At 69.4% G+C, this 16,130-nt stretch carries 14 protein-coding genes; 7 read left to right on the top strand and 7 right to left on the bottom strand.

All coding sequences use genetic code 11. The features are described 5' to 3' along the window. Window positions 1–77: 77 nt before the first annotated feature. Both VG296_RS01740 and VG296_RS01735 read left to right on the top strand, forming a co-directional pair. A complete protein-coding gene (locus VG296_RS01740; protein WP_325562283.1) occupies window positions 78–1,571 on the top strand; it encodes an MFS transporter in 1,494 nt (497 codons plus the stop codon). Window positions 1,572–1,619: 48 nt separating this feature from the next. After that, the gene (locus VG296_RS01735) at window positions 1,620–1,754 is read left to right on the top strand and encodes a hypothetical protein (RefSeq protein WP_325562281.1); all 135 of its coding nucleotides are present in this window, start codon (window positions 1,620–1,622) and stop codon (window positions 1,752–1,754) included. Window positions 1,755–1,857: 103 nt separating this feature from the next. Here VG296_RS01735 and VG296_RS01730 read toward each other — a convergent pair whose 3' ends face one another. The 4 genes from VG296_RS01730 to mgrA all read right to left on the bottom strand — a co-directional run bounded on the left by VG296_RS01730 (window position 1,858) and on the right by mgrA (window position 6,365). After that, the gene (locus VG296_RS01730) at window positions 1,858–2,751 is read right to left on the bottom strand and encodes a hypothetical protein (RefSeq protein ID WP_325562279.1); all 894 of its coding nucleotides are present in this window, start codon (window positions 2,749–2,751) and stop codon (window positions 1,858–1,860) included. Between the two features lie 114 nt (window positions 2,752–2,865). Beyond that, window positions 2,866–3,900, bottom strand: a complete 1,035-nt coding sequence (locus VG296_RS01725) for a GntG family PLP-dependent aldolase (protein WP_325562277.1) — start codon at window positions 3,898–3,900, stop codon at window positions 2,866–2,868. A gap of 43 nt (window positions 3,901–3,943) precedes the next feature. Next, entirely contained in the window at window positions 3,944–5,266 is a 1,323-nt protein-coding gene (locus tag VG296_RS01720; RefSeq protein WP_349259423.1) for a class II 3-deoxy-7-phosphoheptulonate synthase, read from the bottom strand. Window positions 5,267–5,372: 106 nt separating this feature from the next. Further along, the gene (gene mgrA, locus VG296_RS01715; protein ID WP_325562273.1) at window positions 5,373–6,365 is read right to left on the bottom strand and encodes an L-glyceraldehyde 3-phosphate reductase; all 993 of its coding nucleotides are present in this window, start codon (window positions 6,363–6,365) and stop codon (window positions 5,373–5,375) included. Between the two features lie 259 nt (window positions 6,366–6,624). On the opposite strand from mgrA, the gene VG296_RS01710 reads away from it, so the two are divergent. The 3 genes from VG296_RS01710 to VG296_RS01700 are packed head-to-tail and all read left to right on the top strand — an operon-like array spanning window position 6,625 to window position 8,392. Then, window positions 6,625–7,116 carry an NUDIX domain-containing protein gene (locus VG296_RS01710; protein WP_325562271.1) on the top strand — a complete coding sequence of 164 codons (492 nt, stop codon included), beginning with the start codon at window positions 6,625–6,627 and terminating at the stop codon, window positions 7,114–7,116. 14 nt (window positions 7,117–7,130) lie between these two features. After that, window positions 7,131–7,769 (top strand): DUF402 domain-containing protein, encoded by a 639-nt coding sequence (locus VG296_RS01705; RefSeq protein WP_325562270.1) that lies wholly within the window; start codon window positions 7,131–7,133, stop codon window positions 7,767–7,769. A 26-nt stretch (window positions 7,770–7,795) separates the two neighbouring features. Beyond that, window positions 7,796–8,392: a hypothetical protein gene (locus VG296_RS01700; protein ID WP_325562269.1), complete on the top strand. Its 597-nt coding sequence runs from the start codon at window positions 7,796–7,798 to the stop codon at window positions 8,390–8,392. Between the two features lie 4 nt (window positions 8,393–8,396). Here VG296_RS01700 and VG296_RS01695 read toward each other — a convergent pair whose 3' ends face one another. Then, a complete protein-coding gene (locus tag VG296_RS01695) occupies window positions 8,397–10,544 on the bottom strand; it encodes a hypothetical protein (protein ID WP_325562264.1) in 2,148 nt (715 codons plus the stop codon). 137 nt (window positions 10,545–10,681) lie between these two features. Next, entirely contained in the window at window positions 10,682–11,263 is a 582-nt protein-coding gene (locus VG296_RS01690) for a TetR family transcriptional regulator (RefSeq protein WP_325562263.1), read from the bottom strand. Window positions 11,264–11,506: 243 nt separating this feature from the next. Between VG296_RS01690 and VG296_RS01685 the strand changes: the two genes are divergently transcribed. Both VG296_RS01685 and VG296_RS01680 read left to right on the top strand, forming a co-directional pair. Beyond that, window positions 11,507–12,973 (top strand): MFS transporter, encoded by a 1,467-nt coding sequence (locus VG296_RS01685; protein WP_325562262.1) that lies wholly within the window; start codon window positions 11,507–11,509, stop codon window positions 12,971–12,973. Between the two features lie 216 nt (window positions 12,974–13,189). Continuing rightward, window positions 13,190–14,992, top strand: a complete 1,803-nt coding sequence (locus VG296_RS01680; RefSeq protein WP_325562261.1) for an anthranilate synthase family protein — start codon at window positions 13,190–13,192, stop codon at window positions 14,990–14,992. A 53-nt stretch (window positions 14,993–15,045) separates the two neighbouring features. On the opposite strand, the gene VG296_RS01675 is transcribed toward VG296_RS01680, so the two are convergent. Continuing rightward, window positions 15,046–16,071 carry a 6-phosphofructokinase gene (locus tag VG296_RS01675; protein WP_325562260.1) on the bottom strand — a complete coding sequence of 342 codons (1,026 nt, stop codon included), beginning with the start codon at window positions 16,069–16,071 and terminating at the stop codon, window positions 15,046–15,048. Window positions 16,072–16,130 lie beyond the last annotated feature (59 nt).

The following is a 16,130-nucleotide window of genomic DNA, read 5'->3' as shown; positions in this document are numbered from 1 at the left end:
AGCGTAGAACAGTGTTCCAACGGCTAGTACAGCGTTCGCAAGCAACAAACACTGTTCGTTCCCAGGGAGGGATTCCGATGAGCACCACCGTTGACCGAGAGCCGCCGAGTACCGGCTCGAGTCCCGAGTCCGACGGCGGGTCCAACCCGGCCAGGAGCACGCGCCTGCAGACGGCCGTGCTGCTGACCGTGCTCGGCGCCGACGTCATGGACCTGCTCGACTCGACGATCGTCAACGTGGGCGCACCCTCGATCGCCCGCGAACTGCACGCCACCACGACCCAGCTGCAGTGGATCATCGCCGGGTACACGCTGGCGATGGCGGTCGCGCTGATCACCGGCGGCCGGCTCGGCGACCTCTTCGGCCGCCGCCGGATGTTCCTCGGCGGCATCGGCGCGTTCACGCTGATGTCCGGGATCGCCAGCGCCTCGATAGACCCGCAGATGCTGGTCACCGCGCGCGTCCTGCAGGGCCTCGCGGCCGCGCTGATGCTGCCGCAGGGACTCGCGATCATCCGCTCGGTCTTCCCGGCCGACAAGGCGGGCGCCGCGATGGGCATCTTCGGCCCGGTGATGGGCGTGGCCGCGACCGTCGGACCGATCATCGGCGGCGCGCTCGTGCAGGCGAACCTGTTCGGCTCGGAGTGGCGGTCGATCTTCTGGGTGAACGTGCCGGTCGGTCTGATCGCCTTCGGCTACGCCTGGCGCGTGGTGCCCAAGGACAAGCCGCACGGCCCTGACGCACCGACCCTCGACGTGACCGGAGCGGTGCTCTCCGGTCTCGGCATGCTGCTGCTCGTCTACCCGCTCATCCAGGGCCGGGAGCAGGGCTGGCCGGTGTACATGTTCGTACTCATGGCCGCGTCAGTGCCGGTATTCGCGCTCTTCGGCCTGCAGCAGCGCATGCGCACGCGCCAAGGACGCACTCCGCTGGTGACGCTCTCGCTGTTCCGCAAGCCGGCCTTCGTCGGCGGTCAGATCTTCGGAGTCTTCTTCTTCTGCGCGCTCGGCGGCCTCTTCCTCGTGCTGATCCTGCACCTGCAGCTCGCGCTGGGCTACACCTCGCTGCACGCCGGTCTGACGAGCCTTCCGTTCTCCCTCGCCGTCTCCATCGGCGCGGGCCTCGGCGGCGCACTGCTCGCACCGAAGTTCGGTCGCCGCGTGCTGCACGGCGGCGTGGTCCTGATGGCGATCGGCATGGCAGGCGTGGCGCTCAGCGTCGAACACTGGGGTCTGCACCTGACGAGTTGGGAGCTCGCACCCGCCTACACGTTGTGCGGCCTCGGCTTCGGCCTCCTGATCGCCAGTTACTTCGGCATCGTGATCAGCGCCATCGACGACCACGAAACCGGCTCGGCGGGCGGTCTGATGAACGCACTCCAGCAGCTCGGCAACACCCTCGGCTCGGCCCTGTTCGGCACGCTCTACTTCAACGGCCTCGCGGACGGCCACAGCTCGGTCTCCTCGGCCGCCACGACGCTCGCCTGGTGCACCGTCGTCCTCGTGCTCTGCGTCCCGCTCGGCTTCCTGATGCCGAAGCGCATCAAGCCCTCGGCCCTCGAAGCGCACTGACACCGCACTTTCCAGCTGCGGACCATTCGTTCGAGGCCTGCATCCGGGATGTCGACGCCGTCCTGGCGGCACGCGATGTGGAGCGGCGGTATTGATTGCGGGCACCCCACCCGACTGTCCTTCGAAAGCTCGCGCGCGCTGCCCGGCGGCTCGGTGGAGATCGTCTACTCGATGCGCGGATAGGGCCGATTCCGGTGACTTGGGCGCGAAGCAAGGCGGCGCCGGGGCAAATCCCCCGGCGCCGCATCACTGAGTCAGCCTTCGGCATCGCCGAAACGGCCTCGGCCTACTTTTGGGCCGGGGCCGCCTCCTTCTCCTCCTGCTTCGCGTCGTCCGCGGTCACGAACTCGGCGGCGGCCTCGGTGCCGGCCATGCGGAAGCGAAGCGCCTCCCACAGCGGGCCGGGGATCACGTGGATGCCGTAGTGCGTGCGGTGGTGGTTCGCGCAGAGCACCTCCAGGTTGCCGGGCGACTCGGCCCACTTCTGGAAGTCCTCGTCGTTGTCGAAGTGCAGGCCGAGCGACTGCTGGATCTTCTTCGGGTCCACCTCGTTGATCTGGGAGAACTCGATGAAGGTGTGGTGCAGTTCGGGCTCGCCGCCGCAGAGTTCGTCGGCGATGATGCACTTCCACAGGCCCTGACGCTTCAGCCGCGCCTTGGCCTGCTCGAACAGGTGGTAGTGCGGGTCGTCCTCGCGCGGCGAGTGGTCGGGCACATGGGTCTCGATGTGCACGGTCATCATCTGGTCGTGCGCGGCCGTCACCGGGCCCGAGGCCACGTCGTGCACGTGCGTGTGCGCGTCGGCGGCGAGGGCGCCGCTGAGCGGCGCGTAGGTGCGCTGCGGCGGCACCGGGTCGTGCGTGTGCGCGTGCTCCGCCTTCGGCTCGGCCTTGTCAGTGTCCTTCGCAGCGGCCTTCTCGACAGGCTTGTCAGCTGTCTTCTTCGCGGCCGTCTTCTTGGCCGGGGCCTCCGCCGTCTTGCTCGCGGCGGCCTTCTTGGCGGCGGGCTTCGCGACCGCCGCCGGCTTCTTCGCGGCGGCCTTCTTCGCCGGGGCGTGTTCGTGCTCAGACTCGGTGGAGTGCGAGTGCTTCTCCGCGTACGCCTCAGCGGCCTTTCGCTTGGCCGCCTCCTCGCGCTCCTTCTCCTCGTCGTCGCCGAAGATCTTCTTGAAAATGCCCATGGCCGCCCCCTGGGGTCGTTGATGGATGCTTCGTGTCGCGCACGAAGGTAGCCCTCGCCCCAGGGGTCTATCAACAGCCTCAAACAGTCGAAAATCAGCTCAGTACGCCGCAGTTCATACGGAATCTGCGACGGCTTGAGCCGCCGTCACCACCGACTTCTCCGTTACATCCAGATGCGTGATGGCTCGCAGGGTTCTGGGACCCTTCGGACCGATCAGTACGCCTTTCTCTCTCACCCGGTTGACTACACCGGGTGCGTCTCCGGGTACGTCGATGAGCACGATGTTCGTCTCCGGCTCAACCACCGTCAGCCCGCGCTCGCGCAGACCCTCGGCGAGCAGCCTCGCGTTGGCGTGGTCCTCGGCCATCCGCTCGATGTGGTGTTCGAGGGCGTACAGTCCGGCCGCGGCGAGCATTCCGGCCTGCCGCCAGCCGCCGCCGAGACGGTGTCGCAGCACCTTGGCCTGCTCGCGCTGCTCCTGGGACAGCAGCAGCACCGAGCCGACCGGCGCGCCGAGTCCCTTGGACAGGCAGACGGAGAGCGTGTCGGCGATCTGTCCGTAGTCCGCGAGCGGGGTGCGCGTCGCGACGTGCGCGTTCCACAGCCGGGCGCCGTCGATGTGCACGGCCACGCCGCGCGCGTCGGCCAGGGCCCTGATCTGCCGCAGCGTCTCGATCGGATAGATGGAGCCGCCGCCGCGGTTGTGCGTGTTCTCCAGTTCGACGACCTTGGTGCCGACCACGTAGGGGCCGTGCGGGCGGATGAGCCGGTCCAGCTCCTCGGCCGTCAGCAGGCCGCGCTCGGTCAGCGTGGTGCGCGTCTGGACCCCGGCGTGCCAGGCCAGGCCCGCGTCCTCGTGCGCGACGATGTGCGCGTCGGCGTCGCAGACCACTTCCTCGCCGGGCGCGGCATGCATCCGCAGGCCGATGTGGTTGGCCATGACGCCGGTCGGCACGAACAGGGCCGTGGTCAGTCGCGAGTCCGGGCCGCCGAACAGTTCGAGCGCGCGGGCCTCGAGCGCGGCGACCGACGGGTCCTCGCCGTAGACGTCGTCGCCGACCTCGGCGTCGAGCATGGCCGCGCGCATCGCGGGGGTGGGCTTGGTGACGGTGTCGCTGCGCAGGTCGATCGGGGCAGAAATGGTCATGGCCGCAGCCTATGCGCTGCGGCCATGACGGAAACGGTCGGGATTACCGGGTCTCGCGGTACATCTCCGCGACGAGGAACGCCAGGTCGAGCGACTGCGAGCGGTTCAGCCGCGGGTCGCAGGCCGACTCGTAGCGGGTGCCGAGATCGTCGAACACGATCTCGTCGCCGCCGCCCACGCACTCGGTCACGTCGTCGCCGGTCAGCTCCACGTGGATGCCGCCGGGGTGGGTGCCGAGCCCGCGGTGCACCTCGAAGAAGCCCTTGACCTCGTCCAGCACGTCGTCGAAGCGGCGGGTCTTGTGGCCGCTGGGCGCCTCGAAGGTGTTGCCGTGCATCGGATCGCAGATCCAGGCGACCTGGTGGCCCTCCGAGGTGACCTTCTCGATCAGCGCCGGGAGCTTGTCGCGCACTATGCCCGCGCCCATCCGCACCACGAAGGTCAGCCGGCCCGGCTCGCGGTGCGGGTCGAGCTTGGCGAGGTAGGCGAGGGCGTCGTCCGGTGACGTGGTCGGCCCGAGCTTGATGCCGATCGGGTTGCGGATTTTCGAGAAGTAGTCCACGTGCGCGCCGTCGAGGTCGCGGGTGCGCTCGCCGACCCAGACGAAGTGCGCCGAGGTGTTGTACGGCTCCCGGGTGCGCGAGTCGATGCGGGTGAGCGCGGCCTCGTACTCCAGCAGCAGTCCCTCGTGCGAGGAGAAGAACTCGACCGCGCGCAGCTCCTCCGGGTCCGTCCCGCAGGCCTGCATGAAGCGCAGCGCGCGCTCGATCTCGCTCGCCAGCACCTCGTAGCGCTCCCCGGCCGGGGAGCTGGCGACGAAGTCCTGGTTCCAGGCGTGCACCTGGCGCAGATCGGCGTAGCCGCCGGTGGTGAACGCGCGCACCAGGTTCAGCGTCGCGGCGCTTGAGTGGTACATCCGGACCATCCGCCACGGGTCGGGGATCCGGGAGTCGGGGGTGAACTCGAAGCCGTTGACCGAGTCGCCGCGGTACGCCGGGAGGGTCATCCCGTCCCGGGTCTCGGTGTCCTTGGAGCGCGGCTTGCCGTACTGCCCGGCGATCCGGCCGATCTTGACCACCGGCACGGACGCGGCGTAGGTGAGCACGGCCGCCATCTGCAGCAGCGTCTTGAGCTTGTTGCGGATCGCGTCCGCGGTCACGGCGTCGAAGGTCTCGGCGCAGTCGCCGCCCTGCAGGATGAAGGCCTCGCCGCGGGCGACGGCCGCGATCCGCTCCTTGAGCAGGTCGCACTCGCCCGCGAAGACCAGCGGCGGATACGAGCGCAGCTCCGCGGCGGCGCGGGTCAGCTCACCGGCGTCGGGCCACGAGGGCTGCTGCTTGGCGGTCATTTTCCGCCAGGTATCCATTTCGGTCGTATCCACCCGTCCAGGGTACGGGACGCCGGTCGCGGGCCCCGACGCGGTTTCGCCAGACGAGACGCGCGGCCCGGACGGGTGGACACGGCGGGCGGCCTCAGTCCGCGAGCACCTCGTCGATGGCGGCGAGCTCGGAGTCGTCGAGGGCCGGGGCGCCCAGCGCGCCGAGGTTGACGTCGAGCTGCCTGACCGACGAGGCGCCGATCAGCGTCGAGGTCATCCGCGCGTCGCGCAGCGTCCAGGCCAGGGCGAGCTGGGCGAGCGTCTGTCCGCGCCCCTCGGCGATCTTGTTGAGCGTGCGCGCCTTGTTCAGCACCTCCTCGGTGAGCTGGTTCTCCTTGAGGAAGCCGCCGGTCGCCACCCGGGAGTCGGCGGGGATGCCGTTCAGATAGCGGTCGGTGAGCCGGCCCTGGTCCAGCGGCGAGAAGCAGATCGCCCCGGCGCCGACCTCCTCGAGCGCGTCCAGCAGGCCGCCCTCGACCCGCTGCCGGTCGAACATGTTGTAGCGCGGCTGATGGATGAGCAGCGGCGTGCCGAGCTCGCGCAGCAGGTGCGCGGCCCGCCGGGTCTGCTCCGGGTCGTAGTTGGAGATGCCCGCGTACAGCGCCTTGCCGGAGCGCACCGCCTGGTCGAGCGCGCCCATCGTCTCCTCGAGCGGCGTGTCCGGGTCGAAGCGGTGGCTGTAGAAGATGTCGACGTAGTCGAGCCCCATCCGGGTGAGCGACTGGTCCAGGGAGGAGAGCAGGTACTTGCGCGAGCCCCATTCGCCGTAGGGGCCCTGCCACATGTTGTAGCCGGCCTTCGTGGAGATGATCAGCTCGTCGCGGTACGGCCGGAGGTCGGCACGCAGGTGCCGGCCGAAGTTCTCCTCGGCCGAGCCGGGCGGCGGGCCGTAGTTGTTGGCCAGGTCGAAGTGCGTCACGCCGCGGTCGAAGGCGCGGCGCAGCACCGCGCGCTGGTTGTCGAAGGTGTAGGCGTCGCCGAAGTTGTGCCACAGGCCGAGGGAGACGGCCGGCAGGCGCAGGCCGCTACGACCCGAGCGCCGGTAGGTCATGGAGGCGTAGCGATCCGCGGCAGCGAGGTAGGTCATGAAAATGATCCTAGGCTTGACGGGGCTTGACTCTCCACCCACTGGAAGCCGGAGCGTGGACGCCATGAGGGAGACCGAACCGTGACGCGGTTGCTGACGATCGGTCAGCTGAGCGAGTTGAAGGGCGTGTTGTACGAGTCGATGCAGTGGCTGATCGAAGCGTTGCGCGCCGGTGCGGGAACTGACTGACCCGCTGGTCCGGCGTTGGTGGTGGGCGGCGGGTCGGAGCGCTGTCGGTGTCCGCGGCTACCCTCGGAGCATGACAGAGCGCACTCCCCGACTCGCCGCCCGGCTCGTGATCATCGACCCGGACGGCGCCGTCTACCTCCAGCTGCACGACGACGTGGAGATCGGCCTGCACTGGGCCCCGCCCGGCGGCGGCATCGAGGAGGGCGAGAGCGAGCTCGAGGCGGCGGTGCGCGAGACGGCCGAGGAGACCGGCTGGACGGACGTGAAGGTCGGGCCGCCGCTCTGCCGCTGGGAGCACGACTACACCCGCGCGGGCGTGCCGACGCGGCAGAGCGAGGCGATCTACCTGGCCGAGGGGCCGCGCCGGGAGGTCGAGGGCGATCTGACCGAGTCGCACCGGCTGGACGGCATCATGGCGACGCGCTGGTGGACCCCTGGCGCGCTGGAGGAGTCGCAGGCGCTGTTCTGGCCGCCGAACCTGCCGGAACTGGTCGCGCGGGTGCGCAGGCAGGGCCCGCCGGAGCCGCCGACCGAGCTCGGCTATACGCCGAACCCGGGATGACTCTAGATGGCGGCGTGACTGGAGCCCTGCTGCCGCCCGGATCGATCGCCGTACGCCGCGACGTGTTCCGCGGCCGCGTGTGGACCCAGGCTCCGGTACGGGTGCTCGCGTCGGATGAGACGTCGGCGGTGGCGGCGCTCTGGCCGGGCGTCGTCACGCTGGCGGCGGCCAGGTTCGTCGAGTCCGGCGGCGGCCGCGACAAGGCGTTGCGCTCGGCGGCGCTCGACGACTTGGCCGGCGGCGGGTGGGACCTGGCCGAATGGGCGTGGCGGTGGACCGGCGTCGTCACGGAGATCGTGTCAGGGCGCTGGTTCAGCGTGGCCCGGATGTACGCCGAGGACGGGACGCTCAACTGCTGGTATGTGAACTTCGAGCGCCCGCCGACGTGGTACGCGTCTGGCTGGGACACGATGGACCTCGCGCTGGACCTCGTCGTGGAGCCGGACGGCAAGTGGCACTGGAAGGACGAGGACGAATACGCGCAGTGCCGGCGCCTCGGTGTGATCACGGATGCCGAGGACGCCGCGCTGGAGCAGGCCCGCGAGCAGGCCGTCGCACTGGTCGAGGCGCGTGCGGGGGTGTTCGGTGCGGACCCGGCGCGGCGGTGGCTGCCGGAAGCCGGATGGGCGCTGCCGACCCTCACGGAAAGCTAAGGCAAGGCTTACCTATAATCCTCCCCATGGGCATTGAGACGAAGGCCGCGATATCCGCGACCGACCGCGTTCCGCCGCTGGAGGCCCGCGCCCCCAAACTCGCGATCCTGGCGGCGGCGGTCGTCGGCACGTGGCTCGCCGTGGTCCTGGTGAGCAAGCACGAGAGCGCGGCGACGGTCTACCTGACCGATGCGGCCAGGACTCGGTATCTGACCGTGCACGTCATCGGGTTCTGCATCGGTCTCGGCACCGTGCTCGCGGTCGACGGTGTGTTCCTGACGTCGTTGTTCGGCTGGACGTCGATCGGCCGCGCGGCCCGCTTCGCCCTGTACGCGGACTGGCTGATCTGGCTCGGGTTCGTGCTCGTGTGCTTGAGCGGCGCGTTCCTGCAGCCCGATTTCGGCAACGGCTGGGTCGTCGCCAACTTCTTCGTCGTGCTGGCGCTGGGCGTCAACGCGGTCCACGCGCGGGACGTGCTGGACCACGTGCGCGCGGTGCCGAAGGGGGCGCGGGTCAGTACCCTGCCGCGCCCCCTCCTCGTACGCGCTGTCACGAGCGCCGTGCTCTCTCAGTCCCTCTGGTGGACGTCGATGGCGATCGGCTTCTTCACCCGACTGCGGTGAACACTCAGACCTTCGCCTTCGCCAACTGCGCCGCCTGAGCGAGCAGGTTGTTCGCCTCAGCCGAAGCCGAGACGACGGCCTGCGGACGCGCTGAGTACGCAGTGCGTCCGACACGCGAGTAGCTGTCGAGAATCTGCTGGATCTGCTTGACCAGCGCATCGCGCGCCTGACCGAGCGCGGTCAACTTGTTCTCGGTTGACGTGTAGAAGGCGTCGCCGGGCGTATCGCTGGCCAGTGCCTTCGTAGACGCCTGCAGCGTGCTCGCGGCGAACGCGCCGACCGGCGAATCGAGCTGGCTGTAGGCCTCGCCGAGCTGCGTGATGTACGCGGGCGTCTGGCGGTTCAGGATCTCAGTCAACACCCTGCCGTCCGGCGTGTAGTCGTCGTGCAGGCCGAGCAGCGACATCATCGTCGGCTGGATGTCCGCGTGCGAGGACCACGTGGTGTTGTCGACGCCCTTGTCCTGAACGCCGGGACCGACCAGCCCGAGGAACGTGGTGTCGATCTGCGGGTAGTAGTCGCCGTGGTTCCACACGTCGCCGCCGGTCGGCTGCGAGACACAGGAGTTGGTGCACGTGGTCGATCCGTGCCCCACCCAGAAGTCCGGGTTGTCGAAGGACACGAACGTCGGCGTGCGCTTCGGGTCTCCGGTCGTCATATGCAGGAGATTGAGTTCGACCGGATCGGCCAGATAGTCGGTCAGCGGCACTGTTTCGCCGGTCGCCAGGTCCTGCGCGGTCAGCTTCGCATCGGCGCGTTCCAGGGTACGAACCTGCGACTCCGTGCGCCCAGGCTGGTTCTTCAGATAGAGAACCGGCGCGGAGTCCGCCTCGACCTGGAACGGCGTGGTCACGCCCTGCTCGGTGGCGGCCAGACCGTTGAGGTTCGCGTCCACCTCGCCGAGGTTGCTGTAGCTGCACGCCACGTGGACGCCGTCGCACCCGGCCGGGCTGGCCGTGCCGCCGACGAAGTGGTCGCCTTCGTCCGCGGTGACCACGAACAGCGTGTTCTGCTTGGTGATGCCATGCGCGGCGAGGCCGGCGAAGAAGGTGCCGAAGGCCTGGTTCTCCGCCTTCAACTGTGCCTCGTACTCCGACTCGCCCGGGCCGAGGCCGGCGCCCGTGGTCCACGAGTCGTGCACGTCGCTGAGGTAGGTGTACGTGACGGGCACGCCGCTCGACTGCATGTCGAGCGTGTAGGCGAGCGCGTTCGTGCCCTGCATGCCGTCGTAGCCGGGGAAGCCGACGTCGCCGGAGCCGTCCTCGATGACCTGGCCGTCGAGATTGCGGACCGGGCTCTTCGGGCTGATCAGCGGCTGGACCGCGACGTTGCCGTACAGCGCCTTGTAACCCGCGTAGCCGCCGGGCTCGGAGGGCAGCACGTCGGGCACGGCGTTGGCGGCGCACGCCTTCGAACCGCGCGCGCAGTGCACGGACAGGCCCTCGAAGTCGGCCGCCGCCTTGTTCTGCAGGTTCGGGTTCTCCGCCTCGGCGGCCTGCGTCGAGTTCGCGCCGTAGACCAGCGGCACGTCAGGGGTCGTATTCTCCAGCTCCGTGTTCGCCGCGGCTACCGAGCCGACATTGCAGCCCGCACGCGTATACGGCACCCACGGAGCCGGCACCCCGCTCCCGCTCGGCGTGACGAGGTTCGTGCTGCTGTCGCCGACCGGCGCCCCTGTGCTGGTGTTGTAGTCGACGATCGGGTCGGTCCAGTACGCGAAGTCGCCCGCGGTGTCGATCGTCCCGCTCGGCGTGTAGTACCCGTACTCATTGGACACCGAGAGACCCTGCGAGCCGCCGTAGAGGCCGGTCTCCGAGGTGACGATGTCATTGGCCGTGTGGGCGATCAACGGGGTGTGCTCGTGCGTGACGAGCGTGCCGTTCCCGGTCAGGAAGTTGAGCAGGTTCGGCATCTGCTCCAGGTCGCTCGGCACGGATGCGGAGTCGCGCGTGTAGTGCACGTTGTCGAACTGAAGGTAGATCACATGCTTGACGCTCCCGCCGAGGGAGCATCCGGCGGCGGCACTGGCAGCGGCGGCCGACGCCGGGGACGCGGTGGACGCCGCTGAGGCAGCGGCGGCGGTCAGCGTCGCCGTCGCGGCCGCGGTGGCGGCGAGCGCCGCGACCGTCCTGGTGAGTCTGCTGGTACGCATGACGATCCGTTCCTTGAGGGTCGGATGGTGCGTGGCAGGGCGCAGCGTAGTCAATGCCCATGACTCAGCAAGTGAAATCTCCGTAGCGGACGGATGTATTCGGGCGACGGAGAACCGTATCCGGAAGTACCCCGCCGCTATTCGGCGGCCTTCGCGACGCGCTTGACAGCGTCCTTAGTCCACTGGCGCAGCGCCTCGGCGTCGAAGTCCGAGCCGAAGACCAGGTTCCTGACCTGGGGCAGCATGACGCCGTAGTTGATCATGCTCATGAGCATCATCAGCATGTACGTGGGCGGGATGTCCTTGCGCGCCAGGCCCTGATCCTGGGCATCGGCGATCTTCTGCACCTTCACGGCGTAGCGCTCGGCGCGGGTCTCGCCGCGGCAGGTCTCGGACTCCTCGACCTCGAGCGCCTCCCACATCAGCAGCCTGAGGAGCTCGGGGTGCTTCTGGTGGTAGTCGATGTGCTCGTCGACCCAGCGGTCGAGGTCGGTGATGTCGGTGGAGACCATCTCGGCCACCTGGACCAGCGTCTTGTCCAGCACCTTGTAGAACAGCTTCTTCTTGTCGCCGAAGTAGGCGTAGATGAGCTGCTTGTTGGCCTGGGCGTTCTGCGCGATGCGGTCGACGCGGGCACCGGCGATCCCGTGCGCGGCGAACTCCTCGGTCGCCGCCTCGAAGATGCGCGCCTTGGTTGCTTCAGCGTCTCGCGTGGCCATGAGGCCATAGTAACCAACTAGTCAGTTGACAGCCAGCCCGTGCCGTGGAATATTCTCAACCAACCGGTTGGTTGAGGCCTACGCAGGGCCCCGACCGGCCTTCAAGGGGATCATCCGTCAGGTCGCGAGGGAGCGCACGCGGATTTCCGACCCCGAGCTCAGCTTCGTTTCGCGCAGGATCCGCAGGACCCAAGCAGCACACGCAGCAACCGTCACGCTCGCCGGACGATTCTGGAGAACCACGTGTCCGTCACCGAAACCCGTACCGCGGCCGACACCGCCGCCCGCCAGCCCGCGTTCGTCGCGTATCCGGCCCGCTGGCGCGCTCTGCCGGTCATCCTGACCGCCATGTTCATGGCCATGTTCGACTACTTCGTGGTCAACGTCGCCGCCTCCTCGCTGCAGCACGACCTGCACGCCGGCGAGTCCGCCCTCGAGCTGATCGTCGGCGGCTACGGCTTCGCCTACGCCAGCGGCCTGATCACCGGCGGACGGCTCGGTGACCTGCACGGACACCGGCGCCTTTTCGTGATCGGGATGAGCCTGTTCGCGATAGCCTCGCTGCTGTGCGGCCTCGCGCCGAACGGCTGGGCGCTGGTCGCCTTCCGCATCCTGCAGGGCGGCACGGCCGCGCTGATGGTGCCCCAGGTGCTGGCCCTCATCAACACCATGTTCCCGCCGCACGAGCGGGCGAGGGCGATGTCCGCGTTCGGCGCGACGATCGGCATCGGCGCGGTCGCGGGGCAGGTGCTCGGCGGCGTGCTGCTGGACGCGAACCTGTTCGGCTGGGGCTGGCGCACCATCTTCTTCATCAACGTGCCGATCGGCATCGCGGCCGTGGCGCTCGGCGCCCGCTGGCTGCCGAAGCACGAGCCGACGCACCGGCCCAAGCTGGACCCGATCGGCGCGATCGGCATCTCGCTGGCGCTCGCGCTGGTGCTCGTCCCGATCACGCTCGGCCGTTCGCAGGGCTGGCCGCTGTGGACCTTCGTGGCGATGGTCGCGGCCGTGCCGGTGCTGCTGGCCACGCTGCGCTACGAGCACCGGCTGCACGCTCGTGACGGCCAGCCCATCCTCGACACGAACATGGTGCGCGAGCGGGTCTTCGCCGCGGGCATGGTGATATCCGCCGGCTATCTGGCCTTCTTCGCCGGATTCATGCTCTGCCTGACGCTGCTGCTGCAGGACGGTCTCGGCCTGTCCCCGCTGCGCGCCGGGCTCGCCTTCGCCCCGCTCGGCGTCGCGTTCGCGCTCAGCTCCTTCCTGCTGGCCCGCCGGGTCGCCGAGCGGATCGGCAACCGGGTGATCGTGCTCGGTGCCAGCCTGAGCCTGCTCGGTCTGGCGCTCACGATCGGCGTGCTGCTCTGGCAGGGCTCCGCGGTGACCGCGCTCGAACTGATCCCCGGCGGCGTGGTGATCGGTCTGGGCAACGGCCTGGCCATCCCCTCGATGCTCGGCGCGGTGCTCTCCTCGGGCATCGAGCCGCACAAGGCGGGCATGGCGGCCGGCGTGCTGACCACGGCCCAGCAGTTCGGCAACGCGGTGGGCGCGACCGTGCTCGGCACGATCTTCTTCTCGGTGCTGGGCAGCGGAATCCGCGTCGGCTCGTTCGTGAGCGCGATGGAGATCGCCTCGGTCGTGGGCCTCGGGATCGTGATCCTGGTGCTCGGTTCGGCCTTCCTGCTGCCGAAGAAGGTGGCCCGCGCCTAACCCCGGACGGCTGGGACGAGCTCTGCTACAGTCGGGCTCATGAAGCTCGCGCTCCCGAAGAACCAGTGGTGGTGGCCGGTGACCCCGGCGGACCACTGAGCGCGCTGCTTCCCCAGACAACGCGACCGGCCGCCGTCAGGCGGCCGGTTCGCTGTTTCCAGGCGTGTTCCGGGCCAGACCTGCGGTGACCCGCAGCCACAGCCGAAGGACACCGCAATGGAACGACTGGTCCCGCCCTACGCCCTGATCCGCAGACACGACGGGCTCGAGCTGCTCCGCGGCCGCGTCGAGACGTACGAGCGGCTCGCCGATCTGCCGCGCGTCGAGGACGAGGGCGGCGAACTGCTCGCGCTCGTGCCGTATCGCCAGCTTCTCGAACGCGGCGACGAATGCCACGACGACGCGACTCCGCTGCGTGCGCTGATCGTGGAACGGCGGGAGACGATCCGCATCGACGAGTTGCCGTCCGGAGACGCGCGAATCCGGGATGGCGGATTCGACGTGGATGACGACACGTACGCGCGGCAGGTGAAAACGGTCCTCGACGAGGAGATCGGCACCGGCGAGGGCTCGAACTTCGTGCTTCGGAGAACGTTCGTCGGGCACTGCGAGGACGCTGCCGCCACCGCATTCGCCGCGTTCCGCAATCTGCTTGTCCAGGAACGCAATGCGTACTGGACCTTCCTGGTGCACACCGGCGACGCGATCATGGTCGGTGCGACGCCCGAGCGGCACGTGTCGCTCGAATCGGGTGTCTGCACGATGAATCCGATCAGCGGCACGCTGCGCCGGCCGCCGAGCTCGGTCACCCGCGAGGAACTCCTGGCGTTCCTCAACGACCCGAAGGAGCGCGACGAGCTCGCGATGGTGGTCGACGAGGAGCTGAAGATGCTGGCGGAGGTCGGCGACCAGGGCGGGGTGATCGACGGTCCGTACCTCAAGGAGATGGCCAACCTCGCGCACACCGAGTACTACATCAGGGCCCATACGACGATGGACGCACGCGAGATCCTGCGCGCGACGATGTTCGCCCCGACCGCGACCGGCTCGCCGATCCGCAACGCCTTCCGCGTGATCAGGCGACACGAGGTCTCGGGCCGAGGCTACTACGGCGGTGTCGCGGCGCTGATCGGGCGGGACGAGCGGGGGAATCAGACCATGGACGCGCCGCTGATGCTGCGCGTGGCGTACCTGGATCCGGCGGACGGCTCGGTGCGGGTGCCGGTCGGGGCGACGCTCGTGCGCGGCTCGGACCCGTACGGCGAGGTGCTGGAGACGCACGCGAAGGCGGCTGGAGTGTTGAAGGCCTTCGGCGTCACCGATCAGACGGAGGCGCCCGCCGCGGCGTCCAGCCGCTGGGCCGAGGATCCGGAGATCCGGGCGGCGCTCGCGTCCCGCAACGACCGCCTCTCCCCCGCGTGGGCCGCGTACCACGCGCCGGGCGAGCTCGCGGCGCCGGAGCTGGCCGGACGCAGCGTGCTGATCATCGACAACGAGGACGCGTTCACCTCGATGCTCGCGGTCCAGCTGCGCAGCCTCGGCCTCGCGGTCACGAGACTGCCCTACGACGCCGTGACCGGCACCGACGGCTACGACTTGGTGGTGCTCGGCCCCGGGCCCGGCGACCCGCGCGACCCGCGGAACACGAAGATGCTCGCCGGACGCGCGTTCGCCCGGCAGTTGCTCGACGAGCGGCGTCCCACGCTCGGCATCTGCCTCGGCCACCAGCTGATCTGCGCCGAACTCGGCCTTGAACTGCACCGAAGGCCGACGCCGAACCAGGGCGCGCAGATCCCGGTCGGGCTGTTCGGGCGGACCGAGGCGCTGGGGTACTACAACTCGTACGCCGTCCTCGCGCCGAGCGCTCCAGGCGACTGGGAGCTCGCGCACGACGGGCCCGAGCTCGCGGCGCTGCGCGGACCGCACTACACCGGCCTGCAGTTCCACCCGGAATCCGTGCTGACCAGGGACGGGCTGGCGATCCTGCGGCGGGAGCTGGTCCGGCTGCTGCCGCAGTGAACGAGACAGCGGGCCCCCGCGTCCGCGGGGGCCCGCTCGAGTACCGGGTCGGCTCAGCCGAACAGGACCTTGGCCTCCTCGTAGAGGCTGATCGGGACGGTCTTGAGCTCGGTGGTGGCGGCGCTCAGCGGCACCCGGACGATGTCCGTGCCCTGCAGCGCGACCATCTTGCCCCAGTCGCCGTCCTTGACCGCGTCGATCGCGTGCAGGCCGAAGCGGGTGGCCAGCCAGCGGTCCCGCGGGGTCGGGGTGCCGCCGCGCTGCACGTGGCCGAGCACCGTGGTGCGCGACTCCTTGCCGGTGCGCTTCTCGATCTCCGCGGCGAGCCGCTCGCCGACGCCGCCGAGGCGGACGTGGCCGAAGGAGTCGACCTCCTGGTTGAGCAGGATCTCGTCGCCCTCCTTCGGGGTCGCGCCCTCGGAGACCACGACGATCGGCGCGTACTCGGACTTGAAGCGGGACTCGACCCAGTCGCAGACCTGCTCGATGTCGTACTTCTGCTCGGGGATGAGGATGACGTTGGCGCCGCCGGCGATGCCGGAGTGCAGCGCGATCCAGCCCGCGTGCCGGCCCATGACCTCGATGACCAGCACCCGGTGGTGCGACTCGGCCGTGGTGTGCAGCCGGTCGATCGCCTCGGTGGCGATGGTCACCGCGGTGTCGAAGCCGAAGGTGTAGTCGGTGGCGTTCAGGTCGTTGTCGATGGTCTTCGGCACGCCGACCACCTGCACGCCCTGGCCGTGCAGGGCGGTGGCCACGCCGAGCGTGTCCTCGCCGCCGATGGCGATCAGGGCGTCCACCCCGAGGTTCGCCAGGTTCTCCTTGATCCGCTCCACGCCGCCCTCGATCTTGACCGGGTTGGTGCGGGAGGAGCCGAGGATGGTGCCGCCGCGGGGCAGGATGCCACGCACGGCCTTGACATCGAGCGTCCTGGTCAGGCCCTCGAGCGGTCCGCGCCAGCCGTCGCGGAAGCCCACGAACTCGTAGCCGTACTGCTGGACGCCCTTGCGGACCACCGCCCGGATGACGGCGTTGAGACCGGGGCAGTCGCCCCCGCCGGTGAGCACTCCGACGCGCATGTTGCTCCTTGGGTAATCTTTGCGTGTGCCGTGAGCCGCCGCACCGGCCCGCACAGGCA

The sequence above is a fragment of the Actinospica sp. genome, assembly GCF_035552695.1.
GTDB lineage: Bacteria > Actinomycetota > Actinomycetes > Streptomycetales > Catenulisporaceae > Actinospica.
Note: the sequence above shows the minus strand (reverse complement) of the source record. Positions and strands in the feature narration are given on the sequence as shown.